At 62.0% G+C, this 16,135-nt stretch carries 13 protein-coding genes; 8 read left to right on the top strand and 5 right to left on the bottom strand.

What is annotated here, in order from left to right; translation table 11 throughout:
- Positions 1 to 118 precede the first annotated feature (118 nt).
- Together FEM54_RS07560 and FEM54_RS07555 are read right to left on the bottom strand one after the other, a co-directional pair.
- The gene (locus FEM54_RS07560; protein ID WP_138450275.1) at positions 119 to 751 is read right to left on the bottom strand and encodes a glutathione S-transferase family protein; all 633 of its coding nucleotides are present in this window, start codon (positions 749 to 751) and stop codon (positions 119 to 121) included.
- A 105-nt stretch (positions 752 to 856) separates the two neighbouring features.
- Positions 857 to 1,729: a LysR family transcriptional regulator gene (locus FEM54_RS07555; RefSeq protein WP_138450273.1), complete on the bottom strand. Its 873-nt coding sequence runs from the start codon at positions 1,727 to 1,729 to the stop codon at positions 857 to 859.
- 292 nt (positions 1,730 to 2,021) lie between these two features.
- Here FEM54_RS07555 and FEM54_RS07550 point away from each other — a divergent pair, with 292 nt between their 5' ends.
- Positions 2,022 to 2,795, top strand: coding sequence for a glucose 1-dehydrogenase (locus FEM54_RS07550; RefSeq protein WP_099549962.1), 774 nt, complete (start codon positions 2,022 to 2,024; stop codon positions 2,793 to 2,795).
- A gap of 13 nt (positions 2,796 to 2,808) precedes the next feature.
- Positions 2,809 to 3,855, top strand: coding sequence for an L-idonate 5-dehydrogenase (locus tag FEM54_RS07545; protein WP_138450272.1), 1,047 nt, complete (start codon positions 2,809 to 2,811; stop codon positions 3,853 to 3,855).
- Positions 3,856 to 4,058: 203 nt separating this feature from the next.
- On the opposite strand, the gene FEM54_RS07540 is transcribed toward FEM54_RS07545, so the two are convergent.
- Both FEM54_RS07540 and FEM54_RS07535 read right to left on the bottom strand, forming a co-directional pair.
- Positions 4,059 to 4,853, bottom strand: coding sequence for an ABC transporter permease (locus FEM54_RS07540; protein WP_058421034.1), 795 nt, complete (start codon positions 4,851 to 4,853; stop codon positions 4,059 to 4,061).
- On the bottom strand, positions 4,850 to 5,533 hold the full coding sequence (locus FEM54_RS07535; protein WP_138450269.1) for an ABC transporter ATP-binding protein: 684 nt from the start codon (positions 5,531 to 5,533) through the stop codon (positions 4,850 to 4,852). The genes FEM54_RS07540 and FEM54_RS07535 overlap by 4 nt, the downstream gene beginning before the upstream one ends.
- A 173-nt stretch (positions 5,534 to 5,706) precedes the next feature.
- Between FEM54_RS07535 and FEM54_RS07530 the strand changes: the two genes are divergently transcribed.
- On the top strand, positions 5,707 to 6,912 hold the full coding sequence (locus tag FEM54_RS07530) for a DUF1835 domain-containing protein (protein WP_138450268.1): 1,206 nt from the start codon (positions 5,707 to 5,709) through the stop codon (positions 6,910 to 6,912).
- Positions 6,913 to 6,919: 7 nt separating this feature from the next.
- Here FEM54_RS07530 and FEM54_RS07525 read toward each other — a convergent pair whose 3' ends face one another.
- The gene (locus tag FEM54_RS07525; RefSeq protein ID WP_099549957.1) at positions 6,920 to 7,441 is read right to left on the bottom strand and encodes an ANTAR domain-containing protein; all 522 of its coding nucleotides are present in this window, start codon (positions 7,439 to 7,441) and stop codon (positions 6,920 to 6,922) included.
- Positions 7,442 to 7,635: 194 nt separating this feature from the next.
- On the opposite strand from FEM54_RS07525, the gene FEM54_RS07520 reads away from it, so the two are divergent.
- The 5 genes from FEM54_RS07520 to FEM54_RS07500 form a co-directional block, all read left to right on the top strand.
- Entirely contained in the window at positions 7,636 to 8,319 is a 684-nt protein-coding gene (locus tag FEM54_RS07520; RefSeq protein WP_236461135.1) for a fimbrial biogenesis chaperone, read from the top strand.
- 23 nt (positions 8,320 to 8,342) lie between these two features.
- Positions 8,343 to 9,323: a fimbrial protein gene (locus FEM54_RS07515; protein WP_138450265.1), complete on the top strand. Its 981-nt coding sequence runs from the start codon at positions 8,343 to 8,345 to the stop codon at positions 9,321 to 9,323.
- Positions 9,324 to 9,396: 73 nt separating this feature from the next.
- Complete coding sequence (locus tag FEM54_RS07510) at positions 9,397 to 12,195, top strand: ATP-binding protein (protein ID WP_138450264.1); 2,799 nt, start codon at positions 9,397 to 9,399, stop codon at positions 12,193 to 12,195.
- Positions 12,182 to 13,375, top strand: coding sequence for a response regulator cyclic di-GMP phosphodiesterase PvrR (gene pvrR, locus FEM54_RS07505; RefSeq protein WP_017139586.1), 1,194 nt, complete (start codon positions 12,182 to 12,184; stop codon positions 13,373 to 13,375). The genes FEM54_RS07510 and pvrR overlap by 14 nt, the downstream gene beginning before the upstream one ends.
- 82 nt (positions 13,376 to 13,457) lie before the next feature.
- The coding region (locus tag FEM54_RS07500) for an ATP-binding protein (RefSeq protein WP_138450262.1) at positions 13,458 to 16,135 on the top strand (2,678 nt) is incomplete at its 3' end.

Below are 16,135 nucleotides of genomic sequence, written 5' to 3'. Positions count from 1 at the left end.
GGGCTGCGCAGCAGCCCCAATAAGGGCAGCGCATTGATTCAGGCAATACGCGGTTATTTTTTTGGGGGCCGCTGCGCGCCCCAGCGGGAGCAAGCTCCCTCGCCACAGGGGGTTTACGTTACTTTGCTTGCAGACCCACGGCGCTACGCGGCATGCCGACAAACCCCGGCAACGCCTCGATGCGAGCAAGCCAGGCACGCACTTGAGGGTAGTCGGCCAACGACACATTGCCTTCCGGCGCGTGGGCCACGTAGGTGTAGAACGCCACATCGGCGATGCTCGGCTGCTCACCAACCAAAAAGCGGCTTTGGCTCAGTTGTTCGTCCACCAGCTTGAGCAGCGCATGGGAACGGCTGATGGCCGCGACTGTATCGACTTCGGCACCAAACACCACCGCCAACCGCGCAGCAGCGGGCCCGGCGTGCAGTTGGCCGGCAGCCGCCGACAACCAGCGCTGCACGCGAGCCTGGCCGACAGGGTCGCTCGGCAGCCACTGGCCGTTGCCATATTGGTTGGCGAGGTACACCAGAATCGCGTTGGAGTCGGCCAACACCGTGCCGTTATCGTCAATCACCGGCACCAGGCCAAAGCGGTTGAGGTGGGCGATAAAGTCCGGCGCTTTTTGCGCGCCTTGCTTGAGGTCGACCAGGATAAATTCACTGGGCAAGCCCAGCAACGACAACATCAGCTCGACCCGGTGTGAGTGGCCGGACAAGGGGAAACCATAAAGCTTGATCGCAGGCTGGGACATGAGAGGCTCCAAAAGTGGGGGTGTTGACGCCACACATACTCCACCGCTGCCCTGATCGATGGAATCACCAGACTTTACAATCGAGCATTTCACTCGATGAAACAATCACTCGCCAAACAATTCCACGATCAGGTTGAACAAGGTGGTCTTCACCGCATTGTCCAACTCGGTCCAGGCCAACCCCGTGGTGGCCTGAAACCCACCCAGTTGCAAAGGCCGCGACACGCAATTGACTGGCAACGCCCGCGCCGCCTGCTGCGGCAACACGCCGATGCCCAACCCGGCGGAGACCAGCGCGAGCATGGTGGTGAACTCACCCAGTTCGCTGGCGATGTCCAAGGGCATGCCGACGGCCTGGATAAACTCATCGTAGAACCCCGGCGCGTAACGCCTGGCGAGGATATACACCGGCCACGTGAGCAGGTCGGCAGGCTGGATGGACTCCAGGGCCGCCAAAGGGTGGTCCATCGGCAGCGCCACGCAGAAACTCTCACGCAAGACCGCACGGGTCTGCACGCCGGGGTGGGCGGCCGGCAAGCGCATCAGGCCGAAATCCAGTTGGCCATTCTTTAACGCGGCGGCTTGGTCGGGGCCGGGCATGTCCTTGAGTTCCAGTTCGATACGCGGGTAACGCTGATGCACCGCGCGGATCAGTTGCGGCAGCAATTGCGGCAATACCGAGGACACAAACCCCAGGCGCACCCGGCCGATTTCACCGCGGTGGGATGCCCGCGCCGCCTCTGCCGCCCGAGCGGCCTGGTGCAAGGTGGCCTGGGCCTCAGGCAAGAACGCCCGCCCCGCTTCGGTGAGTGTGACCGAGTGGCGGTTACGATCCAGCAGGCGCACGCCCAAGCCGCTTTCCAGCACCTTGATCTGCATGCTCAGCGCCGGCTGCACGATCGACAACTGCGCCGCTGCCCGACCGAAATGCAGCTCCTGGGCGAGCACCACAAAGGCGCGCAAGTGCTTTAACTCCATTAAATTCTCTCAGCTATCAGAAACGGTTATCACAAACGGTGATCACCCGATCACAAATGAAAATTGGACGCTGCCCAGCGCCTGGGGTGAAGTAAGCCCAATTCATACACGATATGACGGGGCGTGGCCTATAACAATCCGAACACGGACCCCACGTATCTGCTGCGGGTCGCGCTGATCACGATTATCGGATAGATATTGTTGATCACCCACCTCAAGGTCCATCCCTTTGTCGCCCTGGAGTTCATCATGCTGCTGTCGTTGGTAGTGTGAAGCGTTAGGAGAGGTAGCCATGCAAAGCGTTCTAGACAACTTCCGCCTTGATGGCCGGCTGGCGCTGGTCACCGGCTCCAGTGCCGGTATCGGCCTGGCGATTGCCCGCGGCCTGGCCCAGGCCGGGGCGCAGGTGGTGCTCAACGGGCGCAACCGCAGCACCTTGCGCGATGCGGCGGCGCTGCTGGCGGCCGAAGGGTTGACGGTGCACACCCAGGCGTTTGACGTGACCGACAGCACGGCGATCCAGGCCGCCGTGGCGGACATCGAAGCGCGCCTCGGCCCGCTGGAGATCCTGGTGAACAACGCCGGCATGCAACGGCGTGGGCCGCTGGAGGACTACAGCGAACAACACTGGCGCGAGTTGATCAGCACCAATCTGGACAGCGCCTTTCTGGTTGGCCAGGCCGTGGCGCGGGCGATGATCCCGCGCAAGCGTGGGCGCATCATCAATATCTGCTCGGTGCAAAGTGAGCTGGGCCGCCCCGGCATCGCGCCGTATGCGGCCAGCAAAGGCGCGCTGAAAATGCTCACCAAGGGCATGGCCATCGATTGGGGCCCGCATGGGTTGACGGTCAATGGCATCGGCCCCGGTTATTTCAAGACGGAACTGAATGCCAACCTGGTGGCCAACCCCGAGTTCAGCGACTGGCTGGTGCAACGCACGCCGAGTCGTCGTTGGGGCGACGTGGCCGAACTGGCCGGTGCCGCCGTGTTCCTTGCCAGTGACGCTGCCAGCTTCGTCAACGGCCATATTCTGTACGTCGACGGTGGTATCACCGCTTCGCTGTAATCCGGAGAATTGTATGCACGCTATCGTCTGTCACGCCTCCAAAGACCTGCGGGTCGACCCCCAGGACGAACCGCAATCCCTGGCCCCCGATCAACTGCGCGTGCGCATTGCGCGTGGCGGCATCTGCGGTTCGGACCTGCATTACTACCAGCACGGCGGCTTCGGCACCGTGCGCCTGCGCGAGCCGATGGTGCTCGGCCACGAAGTGTCAGCGGTGATTGATGCCGTGGGTGCGGACGCCGGGCTGTTCAAGGTCGGCCAGCGCATCAGCGTATCGCCCTCGCGCCCGTGCGGCGGTTGCCGCTACTGCCATCAAGGCCTGCCGAATCACTGCCTGAATATGCGTTTCTACGGCAGTGCGATGCCGTTTCCGCATATTCAGGGCGCGTTTCGCCAGAGCCTGGTGATCGAGACGCATCAGGCACATCGGCTGGCCGACCACGTGAGCCTGGCCGAAGGTGCGCTGGCCGAGCCGCTGTCGGTGGGCCTGCACGCGATTCAACGCGCCGGCGCGGTGTTCGGCAAACGCGTGCTGGTGACCGGCTGCGGCCCGATCGGCAACCTGTTGATTGGCAGTTTGCGGGCTGCCGGGGCGGGTGAAATCGTCGCCGTGGACCTGTCTGCCAGCGCCCTCGCCTGCGCCGAAAAAATGGGCGCCACGCGCACCCACAACATTGCCGACGGCGCGGAGGCACTCAAGCGCTACACCGCCGAAAAGGGCTATTTCGAGGTAATGTTCGAAGTCTCCGGAAGCGCCCAGGCCTTGCGCAATGGCCTGGAATGCATCGCGCCACGGGGTGTGCTGGTGACGGTCGGACTCGGCGGCGATGTGTCGTTGCCATTGAACCTGCTGGTGAGCCGCGAGATCGACTTGCGCGGCACCTTCCGCTTTCACAGCGAGTTTGCCCAGGCGGTGGATTTGCTCAATCGCGGGATCATTGATGTGAAGCCGGTGATCTCCCACACGGTGCCGTTTGAACAGGCGGTGCAGGCGTTTGAACTGGCGGCGGACAAGACCCAGGCGATGAAAGTGGTGCTGGATTTTGGTGTGGCTGACTGAGCTTGATTCACCGTTGTGGCGGCCTTCTGGCAGGCCGGGGCCCGGTCAAATGTGGGAGCTGGCTTGCCTGCGATTGCATCACCTACGTGTACCTGATGTACCGAGGTGTCCGTATCGCAGGCAAGCCAGCTCCCACAGAAAAGCGCCATGTGGGTTGAGCAGCGGGCATCAGGTGACGGAACGGCCAGACCAGCACCTGAGGTTCAAGCGCGCTCTTCAAGCCGATCGCGCAAAAACCGATGGCTGTTGGAAAACAACCGACGGTAGGTGAGCAGCACCGCACCTACCGTGCCCAAGGCCGAGGAGGCGGCGATCAGAAACATGATCACGATCTGGTAACGCACCGCGTCCACCGGGCTTTCGCCGGCCAGTACCTGGCCAGTCATCATGCCGGGCAGGCTGACGATGCCGACCACGGTCATCTGGTTCAGCGTCGGGATCATCCCGGCGCGCACGGCCTGGCGGATCGCCTCCTGGGCGGCTTCCCAGCGTGAACCGCCAAGTGCCAGGATCATCTCGATGGAATTGCGCCCCGAGGTCAGTTCCTGGGTCATGCGCTCAATGCCCAAGGACACACCGGTGAGGGTATTGCCGAGGATCATGCCGAGGATCGGAATCGCATACTGCGGCTCGTACCACGGATGGATACGGATCACCGCAAACAACCCCACCGCCGTGACCAGCCACGAACTGCCCCACACCGACAGAATGCTGTCGACCCGTTGCCCACGGTAAGTGCGGCGCCCACGCCCCGCTGCGGATAACCCGGCGATCAAGGTCATCGCACACATCAGCGGCAGCACCACATACCAGTAGGCAAACTCGAACACCCAACCCAGCAGGTAACCGATGGCCAGCAATTGCACCACGGTACGCACGGCCGCCCACAGCAATTGGCGGCCCAGGCCCAGACGCAGCAACAGCGACAGCGCGCCGTTAATGAGGATCAGCGAGGCGGCGATGCCCATGTCCAATGCCGTGAGGTTTTGATAGTTCATGGCTGGGCGGTTCCGCTCAGGACACCGGCACTCATGTGCAGGTGAATGGCGCTCATGCGCCGGGCCTGGTCGAGGTCGTGGGATACCCAGATATAGGCGCGGGCATTGTCGGCGGCATACCAGGCGCTGATCAGTGCCTCGACATCGCGCGAGGACGTGGGGTCGAGGGCGGCCGTCGGTTCATCCAGCAACAGCACTTCGGGGTTCAGTTGCAAGGTGCGGATCAGTGACACCACCTGGGATTCACCACCGGACAGGTCGCCGGCGTTTTTGCCCAGGAAGTCCGGGCTTTTACCGGCATGTTCCAGCAGTTTGGTCACCGCTTGCAGGTCGAAGCTGCGCGTGCGCAGGGTCTTGAGGCTGAACGGGAAACGCAGGTTGTCCTCCACCGTGCCCTCCAGCAGCGCCGGGCGTTGCGACAGGTAGCTGATGTGGCTGCGATAGTGGGGAATCTGCGCATTTGCGATCGGCTGGTTGTTCCACAGGATCTGCCCCGACGTGGGCGCATCCAGCAACGCCAGCGCGCGCAGGAACACGCTTTTACCGGAGCCGGAGGAGCCGGTGATGGACACACGGTCGGCGCGTTTCAGGCTGAAATCCGTGGGTTGCAGCAACGCCACTTGGCGCCGCTCGTCCCTGCGCGTGAGGGCGCGGGTTTCGATCAATACGGTGTCGGTCATCAACTCGTACTCGGCTTAACGGCTTGCAATCGACTACTCCACTGCCTATATTTCGTGCCTGGCGCACTCCACGCCACCTTCCGCGGAAAGGGCTGCGCCCAGGATCCTGACTGAATATCACATTTCTACGACTCCCAACCTGAAAGCGGAAAAGGTTTGTGCAAGGAGATCGTATGTCGCAACGCCTCTTATCCTCGACTACCGACGGCCGCCTCAACCTTGAGCAACAGCGCAAGCGCGCCAAGGAACTGTTGCCACGCCTGAAAACCCTCGATCCGCACGCCACCTTGTCCCAGGCCCAATGGCAGGTCGCCAGGCAGCTGGGTTTCAGCAGTTGGCCCAAACTCAAGGCGCATGTCGACGCCATCGACTTCGCCGCCCGCCACCCGGACTTTGCTGCCAGCGATGAAGCCCGCACCACCCACTGGCGCTGTGGCAGTGACATTGCCCACAGCCTGCAACTGGCCGGGTTCAAGGGGCAGTTCCGCATGCTCACCGATCCGTTATGCATGGGGCCGGTGCGCGACCTGCCCAGTGAAGATTTCCGCGCGATGCGCAGTGCCTTTATCAGCCAGGCCTTTGCCCTGGACGCTGCTGAAGTAACCCACCGCGTCAATGATGAATACGACCACCTGCAAGCCCTGGCCAGCGCCGCTCACAGCGTGCTGTGGTGCGAAGCGGACGCCTATGATCAGCTGTTTCTGGTCCGCGCGCTGGCCGGTCTTGAGCGCGCGCCGAAAAAGCTCGAGCTGATCGAAGTCGACCGTATTCCGGGTGTCGAACGCTTTATCGGCATCGGCCAGCTGGCGCCCGATGTATTGGCGTGGTTGTGGCCCCAACGACGCTTGATCGATGACGCAGCGGTGCAACTGGCCCGACAGGCCTGGGCGGCTTACTGCGACAGCTCGCCGGTCAAGCTTGCGCAACTGGCTCACGGCAACCACCCGGCCCTGCCCTTTCTAGCCAACGCGTTGTTGCGCCAGTTGCAGGAGTTGCCCGGTATTGAGGATGGCCTGTCACTGACTGAACGCTTGTCGCTGCGCTACATCGCCGAGGCCGGGCCGGTGCCGTTCGGCCGGGTGTTCGCCGAACTGATGGCCAAGCGTGAGCCGCTGCCGTTCCTGGGCGACATGATGTTCCACGCGCTGTTGCGGCCATTGATCGACGGCCCGACCCCCTTGCTGGTCGAAACCGCGACCGAACGCGACTGGCCGCGCCGCGAACTGGCATTGACGCCACTGGCGCACCAAGTGCTGGGCGGCGAGGCTTATTGGTTGGACCACGCCGGGCATGAGCGCTGGGTCGGTGGTGTGTGCCTCAAGCCTGGCCAACCGCATTGGGCACTGGCCCACGACAGCCTGCCGGTGTGGCGCACCTGAGGCCGGCTCAGCGCTTGGGCGATAAACCGACGGCGCACGCCATCACTGCCGGGTCGCCCAGGTAAACGCTACGCGCAGCCGTCGAGGGTGCAGCGACCCGGCTGTCGACCGCGCGCAACATCGGTCGCTCAACCGTCGGCAGACTATGCAGGGGGTCGACAATCTCCATGCAGCGGCGCAGGGAGTTGAAATCCGGCGACTGCGACAGCGACAGGTGCAAGGTCTGGCTCACCGACACCGACACCACCGAGCTCTGTGCGCATTGCCCGTCGTAGATCAGCGTATGGCGAATCAATGGGTTGTCATGGCAGTACTTCAACAGGTTGACCTGCCGCGAACGCACCAGCGCCGTATTGATGATCAACAGGTCGAATGCCACGCAACCGGAGCGCGTCAACGCCTGCAATTCGTCGAACGAACTCAAGGGGGCGATGCGGTGGTAGCCCAGCTGGTTGAGCATTTTCTCCAGCTTGATCCGCTGCAGCAGGTCTGCATCGGCAATCAGAAGGCGTAAGGCTTTATTGGACATAGGGTAAACCTGACAGTTGGGCATCAGCGTCGATCATTCAACGTCGAACACGGTAACTGTCGGGGCTCGAACATGCCTTTAAGGCGATTCTGAAACGGGCACTGCACGCTTTTAAGAATCGCCTCAAAGCCCTCGCACTCACCCGCCCCTACCATGGCTGCGTTCCCACACGTTGCCATGGAATTTTTGTGTTCATGTTTTTACTCAGAATGATGCTGCTGGCCGGCGGGCTGCTGGTGCTCGCGCCACCGCCAGCCAGCGCGGCGCTGAAGATCGAAGGCACACGCCTGATTTATTACGGCCAGGACAAGGCCGCCGGCATCAGCGTGGTCAACCCGGCCTCACAGCAAGTGGTGGTGCAAACCTGGATCACCAGCGAGGACGAATCAGCCGACAGCCCCGTGCCGTTTGCTGCCACCGAGCCGTTGGTGCAATTGGGCGCCGGCGAGCATCACATGCTGCGCATCTTGTATGCCGGTGAAGGCCTGCCCGCCGATCGCGAATCGCTGTTCTGGCTCAATATCATGGAGATTCCGCTCAAATCCGCCGACCCCAACAGCGTGCAGTTTGCGATACGCCAACGGCTCAAGCTGTTCTATCGGCCACCGGCGCTCAAGGGTGGCTCGGCCGAGGCGCTGCAGCAGCTGGTGTGGAGCAGCGATGGGCACAGTGTCAGCGTTTACAACCCCAGTGCGTTTCACCTGTCACTGGTGAACCTGCAAACCGACAGCCTGGCACTCAGTGATTATCTGTTGCTCAAGCCCCACGCGCGCAAAACCCTCAGTGCGTCCAGCCCTGTGCCCAAAGGCACCACCCTCCATTTCACCGAAATCACCGATATCGGTTTGCAAGCCCGTCATAGCACGGCGCTCAACTGATAGATCGCGGGGTACTTGCACCAATGTCACTGATCAAACGTTTATTGCCGATGCTGGTATGGGCCTGCGCGGTGCTGCCCGCCACCAGCTATGCGCTGGCCTGCCGTGAAGACGGCACCGGCTCGATTATCACCCAGGAGGCGCTGGGCACCGCGCTGGCGGTTGCCGCCGATGCGCCCAACGGCACGATTATCTGGGAGTCCGGGCCGCGCTCTACCAATGTGATCTGCGCGGACGACTACAAAGTTGGCCGCGAGGAAGTGTACTTCTACGTCAACCCGGCCAGCGTGAGTATCGGCACCGGGATCCGCGTGGGCATTCGTTATAACAACCAGCCGATTACGCAAAGCACCGGCAAGGTCGGCACCGGATTTTTCTCCGACCGAGGCTGCACCTCCAACTGCATCGGCTGGGACAAGGCACGCTTTACCCTCAACTTCAGCGTGTTCATCGAGAAGTTCGACCCCACACCTCCCAGCGGCCAGGCCAGCACCCTGACCTCCTACCGCGTGTTCCAGCTGGACGGCGTGCGCGGGCTCAACTCGCGGCCCAACAGTAACTTCAACTATGTGGTCACGGGCATGAACAACATCCGTTTCGTGCCCTGCAGCCCCGAACTGACCATCAGCCCCAGCGTGATCAACTTCCCCACGCCGTCGCGCAAGGCGTCAATCGGTGAAGTCGCCAGCAGCGCGAATTTCAGCTTGAACCTGCGCAAGGGCTGCGATACGCCGTATACCGTCAGCGCCAGTTTCGCCACCACGCCGGGTGGTGGCAGCGTGATCAATGGCTTGCTGGTGCCGGACAACAACAGCTCGGTGGGCATCGCTTTGTCACGCGCCGAAAGCCAGCAGCAGTTGCCCTTCAACAACTGGTTCACCCTGCAAGAGCTGATGGGGATGGGCCAGAGCCACGATGAGTTTCGCGCCGACCTCAAGTGGCGCACCTTGCCGATCCCTGGCGCGTTCGACGCCGCCGTGGTGGTGGATATGTATTACAAGTAAGCACTTGATCAAGCAGGCCATTTTTAAGGATCGTCTTATGCCAGGCACGAAGGCGCACGCTTAAAGTCTGCCGATGCGATTGAAAAGTTATCTGCTCCAGATCAACCCCGTCCTCTCCCGACCCGAAGCAGCCAGAAGGCTGCTTCGTATTTTTGCGAGCGTGCTGCTCGTGGGCATCCTGAGCGGGGTCTATACCTTTCTGCTGTCGACCTTCAACAACGACATCTCCCAGCGCCGCGGCTACATGAGCAGCGCCATCGCCGAAGCCCATACTTTTTTCACCAACCGCGAGGCGCTGCTGCAAAGCCTGAGCCTGTCGGCGGTGCGCAAACAGTCCAGGCTCTACCCCTCCTCCGAGGAAGAACAACACCTGGAACTGGGCAACACACCCGGCAACCAGTGGAGCATCTGGCTGACCGCACGCATGCGCGACTACCTCAAGGCCAAGCAGCTCAACCTGCTGTATGTGAACGCCGGCCCCAGCCCACAGGTGACGCGGCTGTACGACGCCACCGCGCAGGTACTGCCGATTTCCAAGTGCATGCTCAACCGCCTCAAGGCCCTGCAGCACAGCGACCCGGCCACACTTAACGAGTTGTGGCTGAGCGACAACACCGAAGGCCATTCGCACCTCTACATTTTCATCCGCCTCGACGAGCGCGACCCTGAGTCCGGCTGGCTCGGCCTTGAGATGGAAAGTCGTGAAGTGTCTTCAACCCTCAGCGACCAGAGTGCCGGTGAGTTCATGATGCTCAACTCCCAGGGCATGCTGGTATTTACCAACAGCACCGACACGCAGCTCAAACAGCAACACCTGCGGCCCGGCGAGGAAAGCTTTTTTGGCTTTGTCGGCAACGGTTTGCTGCCCGACCACCTGGTGATCCGCAAACACTTGAAGTCCTCGGAATGGCAACTGATGTATTCCATCGACCTGCGCGCGGTGGTCACCGGCCTGTGGAAACAGCTGCTCGGTTCGCTGCTGTTCTGCCTGATGAGCCTCACGCTGATCTGGCTGGTGATGCGCCGCGTCGACCAGCGTTTCATTATTCCGTCGATCCATCGCATCCAGGCGTTGATCGAAAGCGAAGCCTTTGGCCGCGATGTGATCCAGATCGCGCCCGTGGCCCTTTGCGTGCTGCGCCGCACCGACGGCCAGGTGGTGCTGGAAAACACCCTGGCCCAGCAATGGTTGGGCAACGGCCCGGAGCGCGAGGCACTGCGGGCCGGCTGGATCGAGCAAGCCTTCGCCCAAGGCCCGTGCGAACGCAGTGATTACTTTGAAACCATCGACGGCCGCCACCTGTACCTGAGCAGTGCCCCCACCCGCTATAAAGGCGAAGACGTGCTGTTTTGCGCGTTCAGCGATATCAGTGCGCGCAAGCAAGTCGAAGCGGCGCTGGAAGAAGCACGCCACTCGGCGGACGCTGCCAACGCCGCCAAGACCCTGTTCCTGGCAACCATGAGCCATGAAATCCGCACGCCGCTGTATGGCGTGCTCGGCACCCTCGAATTGCTGGCGCGCACGCAACTGGATGCCCAGCAAAGGGACTACCTGCACGCCATCGAAGGCTCGTCGTCGACCTTGTTGCAGTTGATCTGCGATGTGCTCGATGTGTCGAAGATCGAAGCCGGGCAGCTGGCGCTGGAAATGAGCGAGTTTTCACCGCTGGATCTGGTCCACGAAATCATTCAGGGCTATGCCGCAGCCGCCCAAGGCAAGGGCTTGCAGTTGTATGCCTGCTTCGACCCGAAGCTGCCCGAAAGGTTGATCGGCGACGTGACGCGCATTCGCCAGATTCTGAATAACCTGCTCAATAATGCGGTGAAGTTCACCGACTACGGCCGCGTGGTATTGCGGGTAAAGGTACTGGGCCGTGACGGTGAACGCTCCAGCCTGTTGTGGCAGGTCTCGGACACCGGCAAAGGCATCGCCCAGGAAGACCAGGCGATGATTTTCGAACCGTTCTACCAGAGTGAAGGCAACACCAATGTGGTCGCCGGCACCGGCCTGGGCCTGCCGATTTGTCAGCGCCTGACCGAATTGATGAACGGCAACATCCGCATGGTCAGCGAGCTGGGCCTGGGCAGCAGTTTCAGCCTGATCCTGCCGCTGGAAGAAGCGCCGACCACGCCGATGACCGCGCTGTTGGCCGAGACCATCTACGTGGCGTCGCCGATCCCGGAACTGGCCAACTCGGTCAGCGGCTGGCTGCGCCGCTGGGGCGCCAGGGCCCAGGCCGGCCTGCCGACGTTGCCGGACACGCATCTGCTGCTGCAAGTGCACCCCGGCAGCGTCGACCCATTGCTGGCGCCCGAATGGCCGGGGCCGGTGATTCACGTGAGCAGTAATGCCTGCACCGCCGTGGAAGCCGAGGCCGGCGCCTGGCACGTCAACCTCAACCACCTGGGTGCGATTCATCAGGCCGTGAGCCAGGCGCAAGGGCTGTGGGTGGCCCGTGCCGATGAGCAAACACGCCAGCGCGACCTGAACAAACTCAACCTGCACTTGCTGGTAGCCGAGGACAACATCATCAACCAGCTGATTTTGCGTGACCAACTCGAAGAACTCGGCTGCACCGTGGAGCTGGCGGCCGATGGTCAGGAAGCGTTGCAGCTGTACACCGCCGGTAGCTTCGACGTGGTGTTGACGGACGTGAACATGCCCCACATCAACGGCTATGAACTGGCACGCGAACTGCGCCGCCAAGGCTGCCCGTTGCCGATTATCGGGGCCACCGCCAACGCCATGCGCGGCGAGGCCGACCTGTGCCTGGCCGCCGGCATGAACCATTGCCTGGTCAAACCCTTTGCGTTGCGGGCTCTATTCAACTCCCTGGCGCCTTATGCACGGATCACCCATGAAGCCCCTTAGTATTTTGATTGTTGAGGACCATCCCCTGCAGCACATCTACCTGCAGCACTTGCTCAGTGAGTTGGGGGATTTCAGGCTGGAAACCGCCGAGGACGGCAAAGAAGCGCTGGAGCGTTTACGCCAGCGCGATTTCGACCTGGTACTGACCGACCTGCTGATGCCCGGCATGGACGGCGTGCAATTTATCCAGTGCCTGGCCAACTTGCGCAGCAAGCCGGCCCTGGCGATCATGAGCGCCGCCTCGCGGCGCATGCTGATGGCAGCCAGCCTGGTGGCGAAAAACCTCGATGTGGAAGTGATCGGGCTGATCTCCAAGCCCGTTAACGCCGAGGCCTTACGCAATCTGGTCGACCAACTGAGGAACACGGTGCGCAAGCCCTCCCCCGAACTGCCCGAGCACATGGACATCGACCGTCATACGCTGGTGCAGGCCATGAGCAGCGGCCAGTTGCAGGCCTGGTTCCAACCGAAAAAATCCCTCGCCAACGGGCGTATCGTCGCCGCCGAAGCCCTGGTGCGCTGGATGCACCCCGAGCAAGGCGTGATGCTGCCGGCCGCGTTCCTGCCGGCGATCAAGGCCTTCGAGCTGGAAGAACGGCTGTTGTGGCTGGTACTCAAACAGGCGATTCACGCCCAGGAGCAGTGGCGCCAACGCGGCTATGAAATCCCGGTGGCGATCAACCTGCCCACCCACCTGCTCAACAGCCATGACCTGGCGGACCGCCTGCTGGAGTTTGTGCTGCACCACGACGGCATTCCCGGAATGATCTGCTTCGAGTTGATGGAATGCTCGGTGCCACAGGACATCAGCAACTTCTACGCCGGGGCCTGCCGCTTGCGCATCAAAGGCTTCGGCTTGTCCCAGGATGATTTTGGCAAGGGCTACAGCTCATACCTCAACCTCGTCTCAACGCCGTTTACCGAACTGAAGATCGACCAGGCATTGGTGCAGGGCAGCCATGACAACGAAGGCATCGCCCAGGCGCTGGCGAGCATCATCGCGCTGGGCCGCAAGCTCGGCCTGACAGTGGTCGCCGAAGGTGTGGAAACGCCAGCGCAATTGGCGCTGCTGCGCAAAATCGACTGCAATCAGGTGCAGGGTTTCCTGATCTCCCACGCGGTGTCTTCGGACCAATTTCAGCAGCTACTGAACAATGATGGCCCCGCGACATCTCACTAGCTGGAGGCCCCGGATTATTTGCCCTTTATAAAGCGCAAGCTCCATCCAGTGCCGATTTGTCCTGCGCCTGCGGAAACCCCTGATGAAGCACAACAACGCGATACTCGAAGCCTTTACCCGCAGCTCCGTACGCTTGAACAAAGGCCTGATGGTGCTGATTGGAATCGCGTTGCTGCTGCTCCTCACCAACTACTGGTCATTGCAACGCGGGATCGAAACCCGTTATGGCGCAACGCGCTTTCATTTTGCGCGGCTAATGGAAAACCTCAGCGAGCAGCAAACCTATCTCAAGAGCTTGACGCACCCAGGCATCCAGGCCGAATTGCTGCGGGCAACCAGCGTGCAGGTCAGCCTCAAGAGCCGAATGGTCGAGAACCGCCGCACGTTATATGAAGGCCAGAAGTACTCGTTTTCGGTACCGTTCGACATCAAGTTCGATGAGCAGCAGGTCGGCGTAGCTGCCCGGCCACCGATTTTTGCCCTGGGCGCACACCTGACCAGCTACTACAGCGCCTTCTGGTCTTCGTCACCGTACGAGGCACCGCAAACTTTTCTGTTCAATCGCCAGACCCACTACACCATCACCATTCCCTCCGTGGGCTATCAGCGTCGCGAAAGCACTGAAGAGACCGGCAACCAGGTGGCGCTGGTCAATGCTGTGCAGCAAAGCCTTGCGCAGACGCCACAGGTACTAGAGCAGGATTGGGTGTACTGGAAAGCAGGGCCGGAGCCCGAGCACTTGCTGGCCTACATTGGCCTGTCACTCGACGGCCAGGGCCAGACGGTGATCGGCACCCTGCTCGACCTGTCGCAGGTCGACGATGTGCAGCGCGCGCTGGATCACTCCGCGTTTGATCGCTTCACCTTGTTTGCGCCCGACGGCACCCGTTTGGTAGGGCCAGCCACCGAGCCGTCGCTCAGCAATGGCGTGCACTTCACGGCACATGGCTTTGAATTCAAGATTACCCAGGCTGGCGACCGGCCCTGGAGCGCAGTCTATGGCCTGAACTACTCGCACTTCTTCCACTCGGCCTTATGGCCATTGAGCACCCTGGCGCTGCTGCTGGTCAGCCTGATAACCCTGGGCTGGGCCGGCAGCCGCTGGTACCGGCGCCAGGTGATCAGTCCGGCGCGCCTGGCCCACGAACGCATCGCCGAAAGCGTGGCGTTCAGCCGCGTGATCATCGACACCGCGCCCACCGGCTTGTGCGTGGTGCGGCGCAGCGACGGCAAGGTGCTGATCGAAAACCAGCGCGCCCAGCAGTGGCCGGGCACCGCACGTCTGGTGGCGGCCATGGCCGGTCAACACGACGGCGTCGAGAACGGCGAAAGCCACTTGGAGATCGAAGGCCGACACCTGCAAATCGGCTTCGTGTCGACCCGTTATCAGGCCGAGGACGTGCGCCTGTATGCCTTCAACGACATCACCCGGCACATCGAAGACGCCCAGGCGCTGGAAGAGGCACGTCACGCCGCCGATACCGCCAACGAGGCCAAGACGTTGTTCCTGGCGACCATGAGCCATGAGATCCGCACCCCGTTGTATGGCGTGCTTGGCACCCTGGAATTGCTCGGCCTGACCGATCTGGATCCGCATCAGAAGACTTACCTGCACACCATTCAACGTTCGTCCGCCACGCTGTTCCAGCTGATCAGCGATGTGCTGGATGTGTCGAAGATCGAGTCCGGGCAAATGGCAATAGAAGCCGTGGACTTCTGCCCGCTGGACATGCTCGAAGACACCTTGCATACCTACGCCGCTTTCGCCCAGCGCAAGGGTTTGCAGCTCTACAGCTGCATCGATCCGCGCTTACCGGACTGCCTGATGGGCGACCCGATGCGCATTCGCCAGATCCTCAATAACCTGGTGAGCAATGCGATCAAGTTCACCGACATCGGGCGCGTGGTGATTCGTGCCCGGGTGATGGCGCTGGACGCCGAGCATGTCGACCTGGAATGGCAAGTCACCGACTCCGGCGTCGGCATTCCCGAAGCGCAGCAGGCCAAGCTGTTCGACCTGTTTTACCAGGCGCCGGACACCGCCAGCGAAGGCGGCGCCGGGCTGGGACTGCCCATTTGCCGCTGGCTGGCGCAGATGATGGACGGTGAGATACGGGTGGTCAGCGAGCCGGGGCTGGGCAGCAGCTTTACCCTGAAAATGCGCCTGCCGCTGTGCTGCGGCACGCTGACCAACCTGCCGCTGATCGAACCCAGCCCGACGCCGGTGTACGTGCAGGCGCCGGTGCGCGAACTGGCGCAGTCGATGAGTGACTGGCTCAATCGGCTAGGCATCGCAGCGGCCTTGGCGGCGACCACCCAGGAAAAAGACAGCCGCCACGCGGTGCTGGTGGACCTGCTGCCCAGCGAGCCCGCCAAGCCATGGGGCGGCCAACGCGTGCTGTGCCTGCCGGGCGCACACAGCCCGCCGCTGCACACGGCGCAAGGCTGGGTGGTCGACCTGCACGATGTGCGCAGCATCGCCAGCACCGTGTCCCTGGCGCAGCACGGCAAGCATGAGCAACCCGCAGCGGCCCGGCCACAAAGCATCGGGCAGTTGGGGTTGCGCATCCTGGTGGCCGAGGACAACCCGGTCAACCAGGCGATCATCAAGGAACAGCTCGAAGCGCTCGGCTGTTCGGTGAGCCTGGCCGCCAACGGCGAGCAGGCGCTGCAACAGTGGCAACCCCAGGCGTTTGACCTGGTGCTGACCGACGTGAATATGCCGTTGATGAATGGCTATGAACTGGCCAGGACCTTGCG

This window comes from Pseudomonas edaphica (assembly GCF_005863185.1).
In the GTDB taxonomy this organism is placed as follows: Bacteria; Pseudomonadota; Gammaproteobacteria; order Pseudomonadales; family Pseudomonadaceae; genus Aquipseudomonas; species Aquipseudomonas edaphica.
The sequence above is the reverse complement of the archived record's forward strand: the minus strand, read 5'-3'. Positions and strand labels throughout refer to the sequence as shown.